Origin of the sequence: Micromonospora polyrhachis, assembly GCF_014203835.1 — a bacterium.
GTDB classification, from domain to species: domain Bacteria; phylum Actinomycetota; class Actinomycetes; order Mycobacteriales; family Micromonosporaceae; genus Micromonospora_H; species Micromonospora_H polyrhachis.
Genome location: NZ_JACHJW010000001.1, coordinates 5,945,580 through 5,966,237, shown reverse-complemented (window position 1 = coordinate 5,966,237; position 20,658 = coordinate 5,945,580). Strand labels below are relative to the sequence as shown.

Sequence of the window (20,658 nt, the reverse complement as noted above, 5' to 3'; positions counted from 1 at the left end):
TCTGCATAGAAATTGTGCACAAGTTTTGTGCACAACCGTGGGCCGATCTGTGAAATCACGCGCGATACGCTCCTGCGATGCCTGATCCAGCGGTGTCAGATCCAGCGGCATGGCTCGCCGCCGCCCCTCTGCTGACCCCACGCCTACGCCTGGAGCCGCTTCGCGTCGAGCATGCGCAGGAGGCCGTCCCGGTCTTCGCCGACATACGGCTGCACACCTGGACCGGCGGGGAGCCCCGGTCGTTCGCGCAGCTCAAAGCCCAGTACCGCCGGCAGTCCGTCGGACGGTCACCGGACGGCACGCAAGGCTGGTTGAACTGGATGCTGCGCCGAGTGTCGGACGGGCAGCTGGTCGGCACCGTGCAGGCCACGCTCACCCGCCCGATTACCGGCGGCATCGAGGCGGCGCTCGCCTGGGTGGTCGGCGTCGACCACCAGCGCAACGGCTACGCCCGCGAGGGGGCGCTCACCATGGCGCACTGGCTACGCGAACAAGGGGTGGATCAGCTGGTCGCCCACATCCATCCGGGCAACGACGCGTCTGTAGCCGTCGCCCGCACGCTCGGCCTGAACCCGTCGGACACCATGCTCGACGGCGAGGTCCGCTGGATCGACAGTGGCGGTCCCGGTGAGGGGTCGACAACGGGTATGGCCACCCGAACGGTCAGGGCCGGGACAGGAATTCGCTGACCGCCCGTAGTGGGGTGGTCAGCAACGCGGCAGCCCGACCGCTGTCGAGCTGCACCTGAGGCGGGCGCGCAAGGCCCGACTCGGCGATGGTGGTGGTCCGCATCCGGGCCGGGTCGAGACCGTGAACGCGGGCCACCAGCAGCCCGAACTCCACCCGGCTGACCGCCTCCGGGCCCGCCACATTGATCAGCCCCGCATGGTCGGACTCGACCAACTCGAGCACCGCCGCCGCCAGATCGTCGACCGAGATCGGACAGCGGATCTCGTCGGAGAACAGGGCGACACTGCCCGTCTCCGAGATGGCGTCGAAGCAGAGCCTTACCTGCCTGCTCGCCGCGTCACCGACGATCACCGAGGTACGCACCAGCGCGGCGCTCGGATCAACCAGTCGTACAGCCGTCTCGGCGGCCGCCTTCGCCGCCCCGTACGGGAAGACCGGGGCGGGTGGCTCGTCGTCGAGGTAGGGAGTGCAGCGTCCCCCATGTACGGCGTCACTGGACAGATGCACCAGCCGGGCACCCGCCTCGGCTGCGGCGAGCGCCACGTGGGCGGCTCCGTCCGCGGTGACCACCCAACTGGCGTACTCGAAGGCACAGTTGACGACAACCCGGGGCTGCAGGGTGCCGATCAGCGCACCCACGGCGGCCCGGTCACGTACGTCCAACGGACGCCAGTCGACACCGTCGACGACACCGGGAGCCCGGCGATACGTCCCGACCACCCGCTGCCCCGCCGCGAGCGCCCGCCGACACACCTCACCCCCGAGGTGTCCACTCGCCCCAACCACCAGCAGCGTCACACCATCTCCCCAATCCATCCCGCTCCCGCTCCACCCCGCCTTCTCCCGCCCTACCCCGCTCCACCCCGCTCCGCTCCGTTGATCATGAAGTTTTCACCCGGAAGACGGCCGACATTTCTCGGCCACAACTTCATGATCAACGGGCAGGGGGCGGGGCGCCGGGGACAGCAGAACGGACAGCAGACAGGTCGAGTGGGTCAGGAGGGTTCGACCGGGGCGGAGACGCCAGCGGTGCCGGTGTGCACCGGCGCAGTCGGTGGCTTGGCCTTGGCGTCGACCCCGGCCTCGGCACGCTGCTGCGCGGTGATCGGCGTCGGCGCACTGGTCAGCGGGTCGAACCCGCCCCGGGTCTTCGGGAAGGCGATGACCTCACGGATCGAGTCCGCCCCGGAGAGCAGCATGCAGGTCCGGTCCCAGCCGAAGGCGATGCCGCCGTGCGGCGGCGGGCCGTACTTGAACGCCTCCAACAGGAAGCCGAACTTGTCGTCCGCCTCGTCCGGGGTGATGCCCAGCAGCTCGAAGACCCGACGCTGCACGTCGGCCCGGTGGATACGGATCGAACCGCCACCGATCTCGTTGCCGTTGCAGACGATGTCGTACGCGTAGGCCAGCGCCTCCTGCGGCGCGGACTCGAACCGGTCCAGCCAGTCGGCGTTCGGCGAGGTGAACGGGTGGTGTACGGCGGTCCAGCCACCGTCGTCCGTACGCTCGAACATCGGCGCGTCGACCACCCAGCAGAACGCCCACGCGCTCTCGTCGATCAGCCCGGCCCGCTTGGCGATCTCGATCCGGGCCGCGCCGAGCAGTTCCTGCGCCTCGCGGCGGTTGGCGCTGGCGGCGAAGAAGACCGCGTCACCCGGCTTGGCCCCGACCGCGTCGGCCAGCCCGGCAAGGTGCGCATCGGAGAGGTTCTTGGCCACCGGCCCCCGTGCCTCGCCGCTCTCGGCGTCCAGCACCACGTAGGCCAGGCCCCGGGCACCGCGCGCCTTGGCCCAGTCCTGCCAGCCGTCGAGTTCCTTACGCGTCTGCGAGGCACCGCCGGGCATCACCACCGCACCGACGTAGCCGCCCGCGTCGATCGCCCCCGCGAAGACCCGGAACTCGGTGCCGCGCAGGTATTCGGTCAGCTCGGTCAGTTCGACGCCGTAGCGCAGGTCGGGCTTGTCGGAGCCGTACCGGTCCATCGCGTCGTGCCAGGTGATCCGGGGGATCGGCAGGCTGATCTCGTGCCCAGCCAGCTCCTTCCAGAGCGTGCCGACGATCGCCTCGCCCAACTCGATCACGTCGTCCTGGGTGACGAAGGACATCTCGATGTCGAGCTGGGTGAACTCCGGCTGCCGGTCGGCCCGGAAGTCCTCGTCCCGGTAGCACCGGGCGATCTGGTAGTAGCGTTCCATGCCGGCGACCATCAGCAGCTGCTTGAACAGCTGCGGTGACTGCGGTAGGGCGTACCAGGTGCCGGGCTGGAGGCGTACCGGCACCAGGAAGTCCCGGGCCCCCTCCGGGGTGGACCGGGTCAGGGTCGGCGTCTCGATCTCCAGGAAGTCCCGGTCGTGCAGCACGTTGCGGACCAGCTGGCTGGCCTTGGAGCGCAGCCGCAGGGCGGCGGCCGGCCCGCTGCGCCGCAGGTCGAGGTAGCGGTACTTGAGCCGTACGTCGTCACCGGCCTCGATCTGGTCGTCGACCGGCAGCGGCAGCGGCGCGGCCTCGGAGAGGATCTCCAGTACGGTGGCGGTCACCTCGACCTCGCCGGTGGCCAGGTCCGGGTTCTCGTTGCCCTCGGGCCGGCGGGTCACCTCGCCGGTCACCCGGACACAGAACTCGTTGCGCAGGGCGTGCGCGGACTCCATCTCCTCGCGGAAGACCACCTGGACCACCCCGGAGGCATCGCGCAGGTCAACGAAGATCACGCCGCCGTGGTCGCGTCGGCGGGCCACCCAGCCGGCAAGTGTCACCGTCGTGCCGGCGTCCGTCGCGCGCAGGCTGCCGGCGTCATGGGTACGGATCACGGAAAGCGTCTCCTCACGGGTACCGAGCGTCCGGACGGCCCACGTTGTCGCGGTCCGGCCGGAGTACGAGTGCTGCCCCGCATTCTGTCAGGACGGTCCCGCATCGGGTCAGGACGGGCAGGGACAGCCAACGCCACTACCGGCTCGGGTTCCGATCCCGAACGTGCCGGGTTCCCGGATTTCGATCTACCCACCCCTTCGGTGATCATACGGTTACCAGGTGCGACCTCCGCCATGGTGGACGTTACTGCCCGCAGCCGCCGCACCGGTGCTGCTCTTCGCAGGCTGGACCGTGGCAGGGGAACGTCAGCCTGACGGTTACAACGGAGTGGACGACACCATCAGCGAACTCGCCGCGAACGGTGCCGCCGATCGCTGGATCATGAACCTCACGCTGCTGGCCGTCGGGTCCTGCTACCTGCTGACCGCCGCCGGCCTGCGCCCGGTACCGGTGGTCGGTCGGGCCATCCTGGCCATCGGCGGGATCGCCACCATGCTGGTCACGCTGTTCCCACAGCCCGAGGCGGGCCCCTCCGACGCTCATGGCGTGATCGCCTCGGTCGCCTGCCTCTCGGTCGCGCTCTGGCCGGCCGGGGCGGTGCTGGTGGGGCGACTGAGCGGGGCATGGCCAAGCGCTCTCGCCTGGGCGCTGCGACCGGCGGTGGCGTTGGCGGTGACCGGGCTCCTGCTCGTACTGGTGGGTTGGTTCGCGTTCGAACTCCAGTCCCGCGGCTCGTGGATCGGCCTCTCCGAGCGGATAGCCGCCGGCACTCAGGCGTGCTGGCCACTGGTCGTGGTGCTGACGACCCGTCGCGCGGCACACCGTACGACCGTTGCCGAGGTGCGGTAGCCAGCGTCCGAACGCGCGGTGGCCAGAGCCTGGAATCAGGAGGACCTGCACGTACGCGAGAGGATTATTCGCGTACGAGAGATCGAAGGCAACCGATGTTGAGCTAATTCACCCCACCTTCGACAGCACCCGACCGACGGTTGCAACAAGTGATTAACGTCTATACGATCCCGGCCACCGGAGCTCAGCTCCCCGGTCCTACCGCGATCCGGAGGCCACCATGCCGCTCGCTCGACGCCGCCGTCTCCTCCCCATCCTCCTCTCCGCCGTCACCGCAGCCGCCGCACTGGCCGCCGCCCCCGCCAGCGCCTCCCCGACAGCCGCAGATCCCGGCCCCCCGCCCAGCTCGATGGCGAGCCTGGGCGACTCGATCACCCGGGGCTTCAACGCCTGCGGCTGGTACGTCGACTGCACCTCGCGTTCGTTCAGCACCGGCGACGACACCTCGGTCAACGGCCACTACCCGCGTATCCGGGCGGTCAATTCCGCCATCAACGGCCGCAACCACAACGACGCGAAGTCCGGCGCGAAGTCCGCCGACATGGCGGGCCAGGCGAGCACCGCGGTCTCCCAGGGCGTCGGATACGTCACCATGCTGATCGGCGCGAACGATGCCTGCACCAGCTCCGAGTCGACGATGACGTCGGTGACCACCTACCGGGCGAACATCGACGCCGCACTCAACCAACTGAAGTCGGGGCTGCCGAACGCCAAGGTCTACCTGATCAGCATTCCGGACGTACACCGACTGTGGGCGGTCGGTAAGGACAGCTCCAGCGCCCGGAACACCTGGTCGCTCTTTGGCATCTGCCAGTCGCTGCTGGCCAATCCGACGTCCACCGCCCAGGCCGACGTCGACCGGCGCGCCCGCGTACGTCAGCGGGTCGCCGACTTCAACGGTCAACTCGCCCAGGCGTGTGTCGCGTACGGCGTCAACTGCAGGTTCGACGGCAACGCGGTCTTCAACTACCCGTTCACCCTCGGACAGCTCTCCGGCTGGGACTACTTCCACCCCAACGCGAGCGGCCAGCGGGTGCTCGCCGACGTGTCGTACGCCGCCGGCTTCGGCTGGTAGCCCTCACCTTCGCCTGCGCCACCGGCCCGCGAGACAACACACGGACAGCGATAAGGCCTGCTCAAACAGCTATACACGATGCGTATACACCGCGCGTATACGCATCGCGTATAGTCCTTCGACATGTCAGTCGGACAAACCTTCCTCGGGCTCCTGGAAGCCCAGCCTCGGCACGGCTACGACCTCAAGCGCGAATATGACGAACGGTTCGCACACAGCCGCCCACTGCACTACGGCCAGGTCTATTCGACCCTGGCCCGGCTGCTGAAGCAGGGACTCGTCGAGGTCGACGGGGTCGAGCCCGGCGGCGGGCCGGAGCGCAAGCGCTACACCATCACCGCCGCCGGCATCACCGACGTGCAACGGTGGCTGTCCCAACCGGAAAAGCCGGACGCCTATCTGCAGAGCACCCTCTACACCAAGGTGCTGCTCGCCCTGCTGACCGGCCGGGGTGCCGCCGAACTCCTGGACACCCAGCGCGCCGAACACCTGCGTCTCATGCGCGAACTCACCCGCCGCAAGGCCGACGGTGATCTCGCCGACCAACTCATCTGCGACCACGCGCTGTTCCACCTGGAAGCCGACCTGCGGTGGCTGGAGTTGACCACCGCGCGACTCGACCAGCTCGCCACGGCGGTCCGCCGATGACCACCCCACCCCCACCGGGTTACGACGTGCCCAGCACACCACAGCCCAGCACCCCGCTGCTCGCCGCGACCGACCTGCACAAGACGTACGGGTCGACGCCGGCACTGGCCGGTGCGTCGATGCACGTCGCAGCCGGCGAGGTCGTCGCCATCATGGGCCCGTCCGGCTCGGGCAAGTCCACCCTGCTGCACTGCCTCGCCGGCATCGTGCGGCCCGACTCGGGTCGGGTGCACTACCGGGGCCAGGAGCTGTCGGCCATGTCCGACCGGGAGCGCAGCGCGCTGCGGCGGGGCGAGTTCGGCTTCGTCTTCCAGTTCGGCCAACTCGTACCCGAACTGACCTGCCTGGAGAACGTCGCCCTGCCGCTGCGCCTCGACGGCGTCACACGTAAGGAGGCCGAACGGCGGGCCCACGACTGGCTCGACCGGCTGGAGGTCACCGACGTGGCCGGCAAACGGCCCGGTGAAGCCTCCGGCGGCCAGGGCCAACGCGTCGCGGTCGCTCGGGCCCTGGTCACCGAACCCCGGGTGGTCTTCGCCGACGAGCCCACCGGCGCGCTCGACTCGCTCAACGGCGAGCGGGTGATGCAGCTGCTCACCCAGGCCGCCCGGCAGACCGGGGCCGCCGTGGCACTGGTCACCCACGAGGCGCGGGTGGCGGCGTACTCCGATCGGGAGATCGTGGTCCGCGACGGCCGCGCCCGGGACACCACCCTGGTGGCACCGTGACCCGCGCAACCGGCCCGGCGGGCCGGCAGCCGGGACCGGTTCGGTGGGCCCGGGAACTGCTGCTCGGGGCCCGGATGGCCGCCGTCGGAGGTCGCGGGGGCCTGCTCCGCACCGGGATGGCCGCCATCGGGGTCGGGCTGGGAATCGCGATGCTGCTGCTGGCGGCCTCCCTCTCGACCATGATGGACGCCCGCTCCGAGCGGACTGCCGCACGTAACGACCTGCACCTGAGTGGGGAGCAACCGTCGGCCTCAGCCGCCACGCTCCTGGTCGCCGAGGCCGGCACCCACTACCGGGGCAGGTCCATCCGGGGCCGGGTCCTACAGCCGGAGGGCCCGCAGGCCCCCGTCCCACCCGGGCTCACCCGGCTGCCCGGGCCGAACGAGCTGATCGTCTCCCCCAAGCTGGCCGAGCTGCTGGCCTCGCCCGAGGGGGCGTTGCTGCGCCCCCGGCTGTCGCAGCCCGTCGTCGGCGTCATCGGCGACGCCGGGCTGGAGGGGCCGAACGAGTACGCGTTCTATCTCGGCAGCGACCAGCTCAGTCACGGTGGCGCGGTGCTCCGCATCGACCGGTTCGGCGAGTTCGACGCGGGCCCCGACGAGGGGCTGGACCCGGTGCTCCTGCTGCTGGTCGTGATCGCGTTCGTCGTACTGCTGTTGCCGGTCGCGGTCTTCATCGCCACCGCGATCCGCTTCGGCGGGGCACAGCGCGACCGCCGGTTGGCCGCCCTGCGCCTGGTCGGCGCGGACGGCGGGATGGCCCGCCGGATAGCGGCGGGCGAGGCGCTGTTCCTGTCCGCGCTGGGACTCGCCGCAGGGGTCGCCTTCTTCCTCGTCGGCCGCCAGTTCATCGAACTGGTCACCCTGGAAGGTCTCAGTGTCTTCACCGAGTCCGTCCGGCCGGACCCGGTGCTGGCCACGGTGATCCTGCTCGCCGTACCGGCGGCGTCGGTCGGGGTCACCCTGCTGACCCTGCGCCGGATCGTCATCGAGCCACTGGGGGTGGTCCGCAAGTCCGGTGGGGCCACCCGCCGACTCTGGTGGCGGCTACTCCTGCCGGTCGTCGGCACCGGGCTGCTCATTCCGCTGCTGGGCGGGATCGACCAAACCGGGGACACCTTCGATCAGACCCAGGTCGTCGTCGGCGTACTGTTGCTGCTGGTCGGGGTGACCGCGCTGCTGCCGTGGCTGGTGGAGAAGGTGGTACACCGGCTGCCCAATGGCAACCTGCCCTGGCAGTTGGCGGTACGTCGGCTGCAACTCGACAGCGGCACCTCGACCCGAATGGTCAACGGCATCGCGGTGGCGGTCGCCGGCGGGATCGCGCTACAGATGCTCTTCGCCGGAGTCGCGGAGAACTACACCCAGTCCACCGGGCAGGACCTCACCCGCGCCCAGGCCGTGACCTACCTCGATGGCGTCGACCAGGACACGGCCCGGAAGAATGCCCAGCGGTTCACCGCGCTCTCCGGCGTCACCCCCGTCGCGAGCCTCGCCCACACCAACCTTCGGCCCGCCAATGCCACCCCCATCCCCGATCAGGACCCACCAACCAGCCTGCTGTTGATCGGCGACTGTCCGTCCCTGGCCGAGGTGGTCACGGTGGACCGCTGCACCGATGGTGACGTCTTCGTCGTACCGCCGGAGCAACCGGAATTCACCGGCGAGCCGCTTCCGCCGGCACCCGGACAGCGAGTCGAGATCTTCAGCCACTACGACTCGACGTATCAAAGTTGGACGGTGCCGGCCGACGCGCGGTCGGCCACGTCCCGGCCGGACCCGGCGGGGCGGCTGCTCGCCGGGATCCTGGCCACCCCCGGCGCGGTCGAGGCGACCCGGCTGCCAAAGCTGGACCTGATGGTCTTCCTACGCCTCGACCCGGACGTGCCGGACGCCGTCGAACTGGTCCGCAACGCTGCGGGCGACGTCAGTCCGCTGACCCGGGTCAGCATCCTGCTGGAGAGCGAGGCGACCAACCGGTTCGCCGACATCCAACGTGGGTTGTACGTCGGTGTGGTGGCGACCCTGTCGTTGCTAGCAATGAGTCTGCTGGTCAACACCCTGGAGCAGCTACGGGAACGGCGGCGGCTGCTGGCGGTGCTGGTCGCCTTCGGCACCAGACGCACCACGCTGAGCTGGTCGATCCTCTGGCAGGCGGCCATCCCGGTGGTGCTCGGACTGGCGCTGGCGATCGGCATCGGCACCGCGCTCGGTGCGGTCCTGCTGAAGATGACCAACGAACAGGTACGCCTCGACTGGTCGAGCATCCTCGGCATGTCCGGTCTCGCGCTGTCGGTCGTACTGCTGGTGACCGCACTCAGCCTGCCGGCACTGTGGCGACTGCTGAAGCCGGGCGGCCTGCGCACCGAGTAGAGATGAGGAAGGGCCTCTTCTTATCGCTTCTGCCTCGACAGGGGCCCTTCCTCACACCTCAGCGCTTGGCGAGCCACACCTCAGCGCTTGGCGAGCCACACCTCAGCGCTTGGCGAGCCACACCTCAGCGCTTGGCGAGCCGGGCCAGCCGGGCGTCCCGCTTCTCCTCGAAGCGAGCGGCGGCCTGATCCAGTTCCTCAAGCTGACGGCCCAGCTCTTCCTGGGCGGCCACGCCATCGGCGTCCAGTCCGGACACGTTGAAGACGTCCCACTGACGTAGCACCGGTGCGAGTACCTCGTCGCGGTGTTGGCGCAGGTCGTAGATGCCGGCCAGGGCGATCGCCACCGACTTGCGGGCGAAGCCCTCGATGCCGTTGCCGGGCATCTGGAAGTCGGCCACCACGTCGGCCACGGCCCGCATGGTCTGGCTGGGCGCCACCTCGAACGCGGCGGCGAGCAGGTTGCGGTAGAAGACCATGTGCAGGTTCTCGTCGGCCGCCACCCGGGCCAGCAACCGCTCACAGACCGGGTCGCCGGTGGCCTTGCCGGTGTTGCGGTGGGAGATCCGGGTGGCCAGTTCCTGGAACGACACGTACGCGATGGAGTGCAGCATCTCGCTGTCGTGGGCGTTGCTGTACCCGGTCGACATGTGCACCATCCGGGCCCGTTCCAGCGCCACCGGGTCGACCGCCCGGGTGACGGTCAGGTAGTCGCGGATGGCGATCCCGTGCCGCCCCTCCTCCGCCGTCCAGCGGTGCACCCAGGTCCCCCAGGCGCCGTCCCGACCGAACAGGGTCGCGATCTGGTGGTGGTACGACGGCAGGTTGTCCTCGGTGAGCAGGTTGACCACGAGCGCCGTACGGGCCACGTCGGACAGTTTCGAGTCCTCGGGTGACCATGCCTCCCCGTCGAGCAGGCCGTCGAAGGTCCGCCCCTCACTCCACGGCACGTACTCGTGAGGGAACCATTCCTTGGCGAGCCCGAGGTGCCGGTCGAGGTTGCTCGCGACGACGGGTTCGAGTTCGAGGAGCAGGGCGGTTTGACTCAGCGGGGCGGTGCGGGCGGTCACGGCGTCTCCCTACGGTGGCGTAACTTACGCCACCGTAGGTTAAGAACGCGCGAAACGCCAGTGGATCTCACCCGAGGACGGGTCGAAGGTCCCCCGTCGGCGGGCTCCACACGTCGGCCACGGCCGGCGCCTGGTCGCCCGAGCGGATGTCCTTGACCTCGTCGGTCGCCCCGTCGACCCCCGGAAACCAGACGTACGGAATGCCCCGCCGCTCGGCGTACCGGATCTGCTTGCCGAACTTCGCGGCGGACGGGGACACCTCGGTCGGGATACCCCGGCGACGCAGCGCCTCGGCGATCCGGTTGCTCGCCGGACGCTGCTCCTCGGCCCCGAGCGCGACCAGCACACAGGTCGGCACGCTCCGGGAGATGGTCAACGCCCCGGCGCCGAAGAGCAGACCGAGCAGCCGGGACACTCCGATCGAGATGCCCACACCGGGGAACCGGGTGCTGCCGGCGGTGGCCAGGTTGTCGTACCGGCCACCCGAGCAGATCGAGCCGAACCGCTCATATCCGCGCAGCTGGGTCTCGTAGACCGTGCCGGTGTAGTAGTCCAACCCCCGGGCGATACGCAGATCCGCCACACAGAGCCCCGGCGAGTGTGCGGCGGCCGTCTCCACCACCGCGACCAGCTCGGCCAGGCCCTCGTCCAACAACGGATCCTGTACGCCCAGCGCCTGCACCGCCTCGGCGAACGATGCGTCCGGCGCGGAGATCTCGGCCAGCGCCAGGCATGCCTTGGCCTGTGCCGGGCTGGCCCCGGCGGTGTCCACCAGCAGCGTCGCCACCCGGTCGGGACCGATCTTGTCGAGCTTGTCCACCGCCCGCAACGCCGCCTCCGGGTCGGTCAGCCCGATCCCCCGGTAGAACCCCTCGCAGACCTTGCGGTTGTTGACCTGGATCAGGATCGGCGACTGGCCGGCGGACTGGCCCAGGGGCAGCCCACTCAACGCGTCCCCGATCACCAGCGGCAACTCCGCCTCGTAGTGCGCCGGCAGCGTGTCCCGGTCGACGATGTCGATGTCGGCCTGAAGGAACTCGCGATAGCGCCCCTCCTGCGGTCGTTCTCCGCGCCACACCTTCTGGATCTGGTAGCGCCGGAACGGGAACTGCAACCGGCCGGCGTTCTCCAGCACGTACCGGGCGAACGGCACGGTCAGGTCGAAGTGCAGACCCAGGGCGTCATCCCCGGTCGGCTCGGCGGGATCCTCGTGCAACCGCCGCACCACGTAGACCTCCTTGGAGGTCTCGCCCTTGCGCAGCAACTGGTCCAACGGCTCCACCGCCCGGGTCTCCAGCGGGGCGAAGCCGTACAGCTCGAAGGTGTTACGGATGTGGTCCAGGACGTACTGCTCGATCATCCGCTGCGGCGGCAGCCACTCGGGAAATCCGGAGATCGGCGTGGGCTTGCTCATCATGCTCCTTGAAACTCCCGGTGCGACGTGGCGCCGGGTGTGGTTACCAGCCTCGGGTGGGACCGGCCGGGCGCGTGCCGTCGCGGTCGGCGACCTCCCGCAGGTACGGGTTACTCGCGCGCTCGCGGCCGATGGTGGTCGCGGGTCCGTGGCCGGGCAGCACGACGGTGTCGTCGGCGAGCGGAAGGATCTTGTCCCGCAGGCTGGTCAACATCGCCGGCATACTGCCGCCCGGCAGGTCGGTGCGGCCGATCGAACCGGCGAACAGGACATCTCCGGAGAGGCAGAGCTGCTCCGCCTCGAACGGTGAGCCGGCCGCCGGCAGTCGGAACAGCACCGACCCGCCGGTATGGCCGGGGGCATGGTCGACGGTGATCTCCAGCCCGGCCAGGGTGATCGTGGCGCCGTCGGTCAGCTCGGCCACGTCCTCCGGCTCGGTGTACGGCAGCCGGCCGCCGAACATCTGACTCAGGTCCGTCGACAGCGCCTTCGTCGGATCGGCGAGCAGTTCCCGGTCGGCCGGATGGATGTAGGCGGTGACGCCCTTCGCCCCGCATACCGGCGTCACCGAGAAGGTGTGGTCGAGATGCCCATGGGTGAGCAGGACGGCGGCCGGCTGGAGTCGATGCTCGGCGAGTACGGCGTCGAGTTGGTCCAGCACCCCCATGCCGGGGTCGACCACGACACACTGCTCACCGCGACCGGGGGCCACCACATAACAATTGGTGCCCAGGAAGTCAGCGGGAAAGCCGGCGATCAACACGTCGGATATCCTCCCGTCCACGGTTGTCGTCCAGGAAAGACTATCCGTCGCTCCGTCCCGCTTTTCGCGGGCACACACCACTCCCGTTGGTATCAGTGGCAACAATGATGCTGTCCGATCACCACTCGGTCGACCTCGTACACCACTTTCTCAGCCGATAGCCGTACACTCTGGCGGGCGTGTGGCGTGGCGCACTTGACGCCCGACAACGGCAGCCTGCCGTCCGCCACGGGATCCGGGTCAGAGGAAAGGGGAGCGCGGGTGGCTTCCAGCAGGGACCGGCAGCGAAAACTGGCGCGGGCAAAGCTCGATCGGCAGATGGCCCGTCGGGCGGCCGCCGCCCGACGGAAGCGACAGATCCAGGCTGGTATCGGTGCGGCAGTGGCACTGGCGCTCGTCGTACTCGGCTCGGTCTGGGCGCTCGGCGGTTTCGACCGCGAGTCCACCCCGACCGCCAAGGAGATCTGTGCCTGGACTCCCCAGGACTCGTCTGGCAACAGCAACCTCAAAGAGGTGGGCAAGCCGGCCACGACGGGGCTGCCGGACGCCGGTACCCGCCCGATGACCATCACCACCAACCAGGGCGCTCCCATCACCGTCGCCCTCGACCTGGGCAACGCGCCGTGCGCGGGTGCGAGCTTCGCCCATCTGGCGAGCAACTCGTTCTTCGACAACACGAAGTGCCACGAGATCACCGACGAGGGGGCGCTGCGCTGCGGCGACCCGAGCGGCACCGGGCAGGGCGGCCCGACCTACTCCTTCGTCAGCGAGAACATCCCGTCGGTGCCGGCGGCGAGTCCGGCGCCGGGCCAGCCGGCGATCTACCCGGCGGGCACGGTGGCCTTGACCAGCAACGCCCCCGGGGCCAACGGCAGCCAGTTCCTGATCTTCTTCAAGGACTTCAGCCCGGCCCAGCCCGGCTACCCGATTGTCGGCAAGGTCACCGGCGGGCTGGACGTGGTCCAGAAGATCGGCGCCCTGGAGACCGTGGACAATGGTTCCGGGGCGAAGGTGACACCGAAGTCGGACGTGGTGGTGCAGAGCCTCACCATTGGTGAGGTAGACCCCACCGGTACGCCGGTCGAGTCGACCGCGAGCGCCGTACCCCCGACCACCGCGCCCTCGGCCACCCCGACCGCTGCCGCGAAGTCCTGACCTGCTCGGCCACGGACAGACCGCAGACTAGATACGCACCGCCCAGACAGCCCAGGAGGAGCCACCGTGACGTCCACCAGAGAGCGGCAGCGCGCTGCGGCGCGGGCACGACTGGAAAAGGAGATGGCCGAGCGCGCCGCCCAGGCCCGCAAGCGCCGTCAGCTGCAGGCCAGTATCGGTGCGGGCGCAGCCCTGCTACTGGTCGTGGCCGGTGCGGTGTGGCTGGTGACCAGCCTCGGTGACGACGACAAGGACCAGGGCACGACGCCAACCGCCGGGGCGGCGGTGTGTAGCTGGATCGAGGCACCGGCGGAGCAGCGCAGCCCGCAGACCAAGGATGTCGGCCTGCCACCGGTCGAGGCCAAGAACACCGGCAGCCAGGTGATGACGATCGACACCAACCTCGGCCCGATCGTCGCGCAACTGGACCTGGCGGCCGTCCCGTGCACCGCTTCCAGCTTCACCCACCTCGCCGAGAAGAAGTTCTTCGACAACACCAAGTGCCACCGGCTGGTCACCGAGGGCCTGCAGGTGCTCCAGTGCGGTGACCCGAGCGCCACCGGTGCCGGCTACCGGGAGAGCGACGGCACGGGCGGCCCGGCGTACCGGTTCGCCGAGGAGAACCTGCCGACCGACAAGCGTCCGGCCTACCCGGAGGGCGTGATCGCGATGGCCAACTCGGGCCAGCCGGGAAGCACCGGCAGCCAGTTCTTCATCGTCTACGGCGACTCTGAGCTGGACCCGGCCTACACCGTGCTGGGCACCATCACCAGCGGCATGGACATCGTCAAGCAGGTCGGCGCGGCGGGGCACGACAACGCCTTCGGCCAGTCGGCCGGCGGTGGCCACCCGAAGAAGGAAGTCCTGATCAAGAGCCTGGTGATGAGCGCCCCGCAGGGCTGACCCGCCGCCAGACCTCTCGAAGCGGCTGGTTCGTCGTCCGGACGACGAACCAGCCGCTTCGGTCGTTTCTGCCCTCGGTCCGGTCGCTGGCCCCGTGGCTGCGCCCGCTCAGTGACTGGGCCCGATCAGTCGCAGGCCCCCGGTCGGTCCTCCTCGGTCAGTCGCTGGCCCCGGGACGCAGCTCGTGCGCGATGCGCGTGAGCCACCGGCTCACGACCTGTAACTCCTCGGTGGTGAACCCGTCGGTGAGGCGGGTGTTGAGCCCGCCCAGGACGACCCGGGCGGACGCGACGGTCTGCCGACCGAGGGGGGTCAGGGTGAGCCGGGTGGCGCGAGCGTCGGCCGGGTCCGACGACCGGCTCAGGAGACCTGCGCGTTCGAGCCGGTTGACCAGCCCACTCATCCCGGACGGGGACGCGTCGAGGGCGGCGGTCACGTCACCGATCGACGCATGATCGTGGCTGGCCAGGTGGAACAGCACACCGGCCCCGGCCGCGCCGATCCCGGTGTCGCCGGACCGGGCGTCGATCCAGCGGCGTACCGACCGCTCTGCGACGGTGAGCTGGAAGACCAACCGGGGCGGGGGACCGATGTCCGTCATTGCGCAAGGTTAGCGATCTGTTTCTGGAGCCAGGTCAACAGTTCGGGCCAGAGCGTATCCCGGACGGTACGGCGGAAGAACCCGTGGTGGCCGATCGACGGCACCCCGGCGTCAGCCGGGGAATACGTACGACGCTCGACCCGGGCGGAGACGAGATGGTCGGTGATCGCGTCGATCTGCCGGGGTATGGCCCATGGATCGTCGTGCAACCCGATCGCCAGTACCGGCTGGGTGACGGTGGCTGCCCGCTCCAACGCCCGCATCGACGGATCGCCAAAGTAGTAGCCGCGATGGCGGGACCATCGGCCCCATTCGGTCATGGCGGCGGCGGGAAGGTCCTCGCCCAACCCGATGCGTCGCGCGGGGACGTAGCCCAGCACCGTGCCGAGCAACGGCCCCACCACGTTCAGCACCAGCCGGACCCGCATCCGCTCGACGGGGTCGGGGATCGTACGCGTCTCCCCCGCATGCGAAGCGACCAACGCGAGCGCCGTGAGTTCCTCGATGCCGTTGCCGAGGGCGAGGGCGTGCCCACCGACGCTGTGTCCGATGGCGAGCTGGGGCAGTCGCGGAAACCGTTGGCGTGTCCAGGCGGCCACGGCCGGGACGTCGTGATCCATCCAGTCGCGCATCCGGAGTGCGCGATGGCTGCGCGGTGACCCGGACTTGCCGGTACCCCGATAGTCGTAGGTGACGACAGCGAGCCCGTTCTCGGCCAGATAGGTCGCGAACGCCGCGTAGAACCGCTCGGGGGTGGCGGTCGCGGGATGGATGACCACGGCGGCGGTCGGTTGGTCCGGCGGCCACCACAGAGTGCCCGAGATCTCCCCCGCCTTCTGTACCGGCACCCGGACGACCTCGGATGTTACTGGCGAGTCACTTCGCATACGAAATAATTTACGGGACGGCTCCCCTGTGGCCAAGAGGGCAGGCAGGGCAGGCAAGGCAGGCAGGGCAGCAGGGCAAGCACACCGAGCAGCCTGAGTACCGGGTAGGAGCCTCCTACCCGGTAGTCGTCAGCGCTCAGGCGCCTGAGGTGACCCGGTACGCGTCGAAGACGCCATCCACCTTGCGTACGGCGGCCAGCAGGTGCCCCAGGTGCTTGGGGTCGGCCATCTCGAAGCTGAACCGGCTCACCGCCACCCGGTCCCGGGTGGTGGTGACCGTGGCGGAGAGGATGTTGACCCGCTCGTCGGAGAGGACCCGGGTCACGTCGGCGAGCAGCTTGTGCCGGTCGAGCGCCTCCACCTGGATCGCCACCAGGAACGTCGAGGCCGAAGTCAGCTTCCAGCTCACCTCGACGATCCGCTCGCTCTGCACCTTGAGGTCCTCGGCGTTGGCACAGTCGTCCCGGTGCACGCTGACCCCACCGGAACGGGTGACGAACCCGAACACGGTGTCCGGTGGCACCGGGGTGCAGCAGCGAGCCAGCTTGATCCAGACGTCGCTGACGCCCCGTACGACCACGCCAGGGTCGTGGCTGCTGGCCCGGCTCCGGGGTGGACGAGTCGCCACGGCGGTCTCGGCGATGTCCTCGACCGCGCCCTCCTCGCCGCCGTAGGTGGCCATCAACCGCTGCACCACCGACTGGGCGGAGACCTGACTGTCGCCGACCGCCGCGTAGAGCGAGGCGACATCGGCCAGGTGCAGGTCCCGGGCGATCGTCATCAGGTTGTCGGAGCTGAGCATCCGCTGCAGGGGCACCCCCTGCTTGCGCATCGCCTTGACGATCGCGTCCTTACCTGCCTCGATCGCCTCCTCGCGACGCTCCTTGTTGAAGTACTGCCGGATCTTCGTCCGGGCCCGGGGGCTCTTGACGAAACCGAGCCAGTCCTGGGTCGGGCCGGCGGTGTCCGACTTCGAGGTGAAGATCTCGATGACATCGCCGTTGGAGAGTGTCGACTCCAGCGGCACCAGCTTGCCGTTGACCCGCGCGCCGATGCACTTGTGCCCGACCTCGGTGTGCACCGCGTAGGCGAAGTCGACCGGCGTCGACCCGGTCGGCAGCGGAATCACGTCCCCCTTGGGGGTGAAGACGTACACCTCCTGGCTGGACAGGTCGAACCGCAGCGCGTCCAGGAACTCGCTCGGGTCGCTGGCCTCCCGCTGCCAGTCGAGCAGCTGCCGCAGCCAGGTCATCTCGTCGATGTGCGCCGGCGGGCCGACGATCGTCGCGCCCTTCTGCTCCTTGTACTTCCAGTGCGCCGCGATGCCGAACTCCGCCGTACGGTGCATGGCGTAGGTGCGGATCTGCATCTCGACCGGCTTACCGGTCGGCCCGATGACCGTCGTGTGCAACGACTGGTACATGTTGAACTTGGGCATCGCGATGTAGTCCTTGAACCGGCCCGGCACCGGCTGCCAGTTCGCGTGGATCACCCCGAGCGCGGCGTAGCAGTCGCGCACCGTGTCGACCAGGATCCGCACCCCGACCAGGTCGTAGATGTCGTTGAAGTCCCGACCCCGCACGATCATCTTCTGGTAGATCGAGTAGAGGTGCTTGGGTCGTCCAGTCGTCTCCGCCTTGATCTTCGCGGCCTTGAGGTCGACCTGCACCTTCTGCGTGACCTGGCGCAGCAGTGCCTCGCGCTGCGGCTGGTGCTCACCGATCAGCCTGAAGATCTCCTCGTAACGCTTCGGGAAAAGCGTGCCGAAGGCAAGATCCTCCAGCTCCCACTTGATGGTGTTCATACCCAGGCGGTGGGCCAGCGGGGCCAGGATCTCCAGCGTCTCCTTGGCCTTCTGCTCCTGCTTCGGCCGGGGCAGGAAGGTCAGCGTACGCATGTTGTGCAGCCGGTCGGCCAGCTTGATCACCAGCACCCGGGGGTCCTTGGCCATCGCGACGACCATCTTGCGGATCGTCTCGGCCTTGGCCGCGTCACCGAGCTTGACCTTGTCGAGCTTGGTGACCCCGTCGACCAGCAGGGTGACCTCGCTGCCGAAGTCCTCCCGCATCTGGTCGAGGCGGTAGTCGGTGTCCTCGATGGTGTCGTGCAGCAGCGCCGCGACCAGGGTGGTGGTGTCCATCCCGAGATTGGCCAGGATCGACGCCACGGCCAGCGGGTGGGTGATGTACGGATCCCCGGACTTGCGGTACTGCCCGGTGTGCCAGCGGGCCGCCAGGTCGAAGGCCCGCTGCAACAGCCGGACGTCGGCCTTGGGGTGGTGCTCGCGATGCGCCGCGATGAGCGGCTCCAGCACCTCACTGACCTGGGAGGTCTGCCAGGGGGCGTTGAACCGGGCCAACCGCGCCCGGACCCGCCTACCGGTCGGGGCGCTGGCCAGCCCGAAGCCGGAGGGCCCCGACCCGTCGTCACCGGTCGTACGCACCGCCACGGCGGACTCACCGGACGCGCGTACCGGCGCGGGCGAGGCGCCTGATCCGGCACCGGCAGCAGCGCCCGGTGCGGGGGAACCCTCGACACCGGCTCCGTTACGGGTCGACGACGTCTGGCCGGCCGTCGGCGGACCGCCCTGCTCGGGCGAACCGTTCGCGGCGCTCTTGGCCTCGCCAGTCGGATGCACCATGCCCTCCACCGGAGGGACGACATCGTGGGACACCGGCCTCCTCACACCTTCCGGAACGGGCCACCCGAACCCGGGCTGGCCGGCTCCTGTGTTCCCAGGCGGAACGGTCTCTACCTGGCCAGGAAAAGGCAATCGTACCCGCCGGGGCGGTCCGATGCCCTCCCTCGACCCGTACCGTGCCGACCGACGGAACGGCAGTCGCCTAGACGGTCAACAATGCATGAACCGGGCGGGGTGCGAGTCGCTCCCGACCGCTGAGAAAGGCCAGCTCCAACAGTACGGTGAAGCCGGCGATCTGTCCGCCGGCCCGCTCGACGAGGTCCAGCGTCGCCGCTGCGGTCCCGCCGGTGGCCAGCACGTCGTCCACCACCAGCACCCGGTGACCGGCGGTGAAGGCGTCCTGATGCACCTCCAGCGTCGCCTCGCCGTATTCCAGCGCGTAGGAGGCCGCGTACGCCGGGCGGGGCAGCTTGCCCGCCTTACGCACCGGGACGACACCCACACCGGTGGCGTACGCGATGGCGGCGGCGATCACGAACCCGCGCGCCTCGATGCCCACCACCACGTCGAAGGAGTCCCGACCGTGGTAGTCGACGATGCCGTCGATCACCTCGCGGAACACCGCGCCGTCGGCGAAGAGTGGCATGAGGTCCTTGAACATCACGCCCGGCTGTGGGAAGTCGGGCACGTCCAGCACCCGGCTCGCCACCAGCTGTGCCGTGGCCGGGCCGCTGTCTCCCCGTACCTCGGTCTGGGTCTCCGTCACCTGGTCCTCTTTCTCACGAAACAAGGCGTCCGTCATGCTGCTCGCACAGCATGCCGGACGCCTTGTCACCGGCGTGTTCCGGGGGTCAGCGTCGCTTGCTGCCGCCACCCGGTCGGTTGCCGCCACCGCCAGCCGGACGGCCGCCACGCGCACCGCCCGAGCGCTTGCCCGCCGGTCGGCTACCGACCTTCGGGGTCGCACCGGCGAGCGCCGCGTCTTCCTCCACCTCGTCCGCCGACTCGTCCGTCGTGCGCGCCCGCGCCGCCGCACCCTTCGGCTTGACCTCGCCCGAGGCGATCGCCGACCGACGGGCCAGGACCCGCTTGGTGTGCGCCTGGATGCGCGGCTCGTAGTCCTTCAGCACGCTCAGCACCGGCGTGGCAAAGAAGATCGACGAGTAGACCGCGATGCCCATACCGAAGAAGAGCACCAGGCCCAGGTCCTTCAGGGTGCCCGCCCCGAGCAGACCGGCACCGATGAAGAGCAGACCGCCGACCGGGAGCAACGACACCAGACCGGTGTTGATCGACCGCATCAGGGTCTGGTTGATGGCCAGGTTGGCCGCCTCGCCGTAGGTCTGGGTGCCGCTGCCGGTGATCGACTTGGTGTTCTCCTGGACCTTGTCGAAGACCACGACCACGTCGTAGAGCGCGAAGCCCAGGATGGTGAGGAAGCCGATGATCGTCGACGGGGTGACCTCGAAGCCGACCAGCGAGTAGATACCGGCGGTGAGCAGCAGGTCGAGAACGAGCGACGAGACCGCGGCCACCGCCATCCGCCACTCGAAGCGCAGGATCAGGTAGACCATCACCACCGCGATGAAGATCACCAGACCGAGCAGGGCGCGCTCGGTGACCTGGCTACCCCAGGCCGCGCTCACCCGATTGACGCTGACCTGGTCGACCGGGATGGAGAACTTCTGGGCCAGTTCCTGCTGGACCCGCGCCGACTCCTCGGTGTCCAGGTCGGTGGTACGCATCTCGTAGGTGCCGTTGGCCCCACCGATGCGCTGGGTCGACACGACGTGCTTTTCCTCGCCGCCGACACTCTGGATGGTTTCCTTGACCGTCTTCTCCGCATCCTCCAGGGTGCCGACACTCGCCGGGACCTGGAAGGCGTTACCGCCGCTGAACTCGATGCCGAGGCCGAAGCCCCGGATCACCATGCTGCCGATCGCGATCAGCACCAGCACGGCCACGACGCCGAACCAGAGTTTCCGCTTACCGACAATGTTGAGGCCGGCCTCGCCCCGATAGAGCCGGGTGGCCAGACCGCTACGACCGCTCATG

17 protein-coding genes and 1 pseudogene are annotated in these 20,658 nt (G+C 69.3%); 8 read left to right on the top strand and 10 right to left on the bottom strand.

Annotation, left to right across the window (positions count from 1 at the left end; translation table 11 throughout):
• Window positions 1-77: 77 nt before the first annotated feature.
• A complete protein-coding gene (locus tag FHR38_RS26470; protein ID WP_184537294.1) occupies window positions 78-689 on the top strand; it encodes a GNAT family N-acetyltransferase in 612 nt (203 codons plus the stop codon).
• Here FHR38_RS26470 and FHR38_RS26465 read toward each other — a convergent pair.
• Together FHR38_RS26465 and aspS are read right to left on the bottom strand one after the other, a co-directional pair.
• On the bottom strand, window positions 664-1,488 hold the full coding sequence (locus FHR38_RS26465; RefSeq protein ID WP_184537292.1) for an SDR family oxidoreductase: 825 nt from the start codon (window positions 1,486-1,488) through the stop codon (window positions 664-666). The two genes, FHR38_RS26470 and FHR38_RS26465, sit on opposite strands and share 26 nt — an antisense overlap.
• 197 nt (window positions 1,489-1,685) lie before the next feature.
• Window positions 1,686-3,497 carry an aspartate--tRNA ligase gene (gene aspS, locus FHR38_RS26460; protein ID WP_184537290.1) on the bottom strand — a complete coding sequence of 604 codons (1,812 nt, stop codon included), beginning with the start codon at window positions 3,495-3,497 and terminating at the stop codon, window positions 1,686-1,688.
• Between the two features lie 220 nt (window positions 3,498-3,717).
• Between aspS and FHR38_RS26455 the strand changes: the two genes are divergently transcribed.
• The 5 genes from FHR38_RS26455 to FHR38_RS33350 all read left to right on the top strand — a co-directional run bounded on the left by FHR38_RS26455 (window position 3,718) and on the right by FHR38_RS33350 (window position 9,170).
• Window positions 3,718-4,347 carry a DUF998 domain-containing protein gene (locus tag FHR38_RS26455; RefSeq protein ID WP_184537288.1) on the top strand — a complete coding sequence of 210 codons (630 nt, stop codon included), beginning with the start codon at window positions 3,718-3,720 and terminating at the stop codon, window positions 4,345-4,347.
• A gap of 220 nt (window positions 4,348-4,567) precedes the next feature.
• Entirely contained in the window at window positions 4,568-5,422 is an 855-nt protein-coding gene (locus FHR38_RS26450) for an SGNH/GDSL hydrolase family protein (RefSeq protein WP_184537286.1), read from the top strand.
• A gap of 123 nt (window positions 5,423-5,545) precedes the next feature.
• Entirely contained in the window at window positions 5,546-6,070 is a 525-nt protein-coding gene (locus FHR38_RS26445; RefSeq protein WP_184537285.1) for a PadR family transcriptional regulator, read from the top strand.
• Window positions 6,067-6,798: an ABC transporter ATP-binding protein gene (locus FHR38_RS26440; RefSeq protein WP_184537283.1), complete on the top strand. Its 732-nt coding sequence runs from the start codon at window positions 6,067-6,069 to the stop codon at window positions 6,796-6,798. The genes FHR38_RS26445 and FHR38_RS26440 overlap by 4 nt, the downstream gene beginning before the upstream one ends.
• Window positions 6,795-9,170, top strand: a complete 2,376-nt coding sequence (locus tag FHR38_RS33350; RefSeq protein ID WP_221449197.1) for an ABC transporter permease — start codon at window positions 6,795-6,797, stop codon at window positions 9,168-9,170. The genes FHR38_RS26440 and FHR38_RS33350 overlap by 4 nt, the downstream gene beginning before the upstream one ends.
• Window positions 9,171-9,294: 124 nt before the next feature.
• Here the strand turns inward: FHR38_RS33350 and FHR38_RS26430 are convergent, their stop codons facing one another.
• The 3 genes from FHR38_RS26430 to FHR38_RS26420 all read right to left on the bottom strand — a co-directional run bounded on the left by FHR38_RS26430 (window position 9,295) and on the right by FHR38_RS26420 (window position 12,416).
• Window positions 9,295-10,239, bottom strand: a complete 945-nt coding sequence (locus tag FHR38_RS26430; protein WP_312882419.1) for an acyl-ACP desaturase — start codon at window positions 10,237-10,239, stop codon at window positions 9,295-9,297.
• A gap of 67 nt (window positions 10,240-10,306) precedes the next feature.
• The gene (gene hisS / locus FHR38_RS26425) at window positions 10,307-11,653 is read right to left on the bottom strand and encodes a histidine--tRNA ligase (RefSeq protein ID WP_184537280.1); all 1,347 of its coding nucleotides are present in this window, start codon (window positions 11,651-11,653) and stop codon (window positions 10,307-10,309) included.
• A gap of 43 nt (window positions 11,654-11,696) precedes the next feature.
• On the bottom strand, window positions 11,697-12,416 hold the full coding sequence (locus FHR38_RS26420; RefSeq protein ID WP_184537278.1) for an MBL fold metallo-hydrolase: 720 nt from the start codon (window positions 12,414-12,416) through the stop codon (window positions 11,697-11,699).
• 261 nt (window positions 12,417-12,677) lie between these two features.
• On the opposite strand from FHR38_RS26420, the gene FHR38_RS26415 reads away from it, so the two are divergent.
• Window positions 12,678-13,571: a peptidylprolyl isomerase gene (locus tag FHR38_RS26415; RefSeq protein WP_184537275.1), complete on the top strand. Its 894-nt coding sequence runs from the start codon at window positions 12,678-12,680 to the stop codon at window positions 13,569-13,571.
• A 66-nt stretch (window positions 13,572-13,637) separates the two neighbouring features.
• Window positions 13,638-14,474 (top strand): peptidylprolyl isomerase, encoded by an 837-nt coding sequence (locus FHR38_RS26410; RefSeq protein ID WP_184537273.1) that lies wholly within the window; start codon window positions 13,638-13,640, stop codon window positions 14,472-14,474.
• Between the two features lie 157 nt (window positions 14,475-14,631).
• On the opposite strand, the gene FHR38_RS26405 is transcribed toward FHR38_RS26410, so the two are convergent.
• From FHR38_RS26405 to secF, 5 genes and pseudogenes are all read right to left on the bottom strand, one after another.
• Window positions 14,632-15,075 (bottom strand): MarR family winged helix-turn-helix transcriptional regulator, encoded by a 444-nt coding sequence (locus FHR38_RS26405; RefSeq protein ID WP_184537271.1) that lies wholly within the window; start codon window positions 15,073-15,075, stop codon window positions 14,632-14,634.
• On the bottom strand, window positions 15,072-15,923 hold the full coding sequence (locus tag FHR38_RS26400; RefSeq protein WP_312882418.1) for an alpha/beta hydrolase family protein: 852 nt from the start codon (window positions 15,921-15,923) through the stop codon (window positions 15,072-15,074). The genes FHR38_RS26405 and FHR38_RS26400 overlap by 4 nt, the downstream gene beginning before the upstream one ends.
• Before the next feature lie 175 nt (window positions 15,924-16,098).
• A pseudogene (locus FHR38_RS26395) lies at window positions 16,099-18,369 on the bottom strand (RelA/SpoT family protein); the annotation flags it as partial.
• Between the two features lie 436 nt (window positions 18,370-18,805).
• On the bottom strand, window positions 18,806-19,369 hold the full coding sequence (locus tag FHR38_RS26390) for an adenine phosphoribosyltransferase (RefSeq protein WP_184537265.1): 564 nt from the start codon (window positions 19,367-19,369) through the stop codon (window positions 18,806-18,808).
• An 85-nt stretch (window positions 19,370-19,454) separates the two neighbouring features.
• A complete protein-coding gene (secF, locus tag FHR38_RS26385; protein WP_184537263.1) occupies window positions 19,455-20,657 on the bottom strand; it encodes a protein translocase subunit SecF in 1,203 nt (400 codons plus the stop codon).
• Between the last annotated feature and the right edge of the window lies 1 nt (window position 20,658).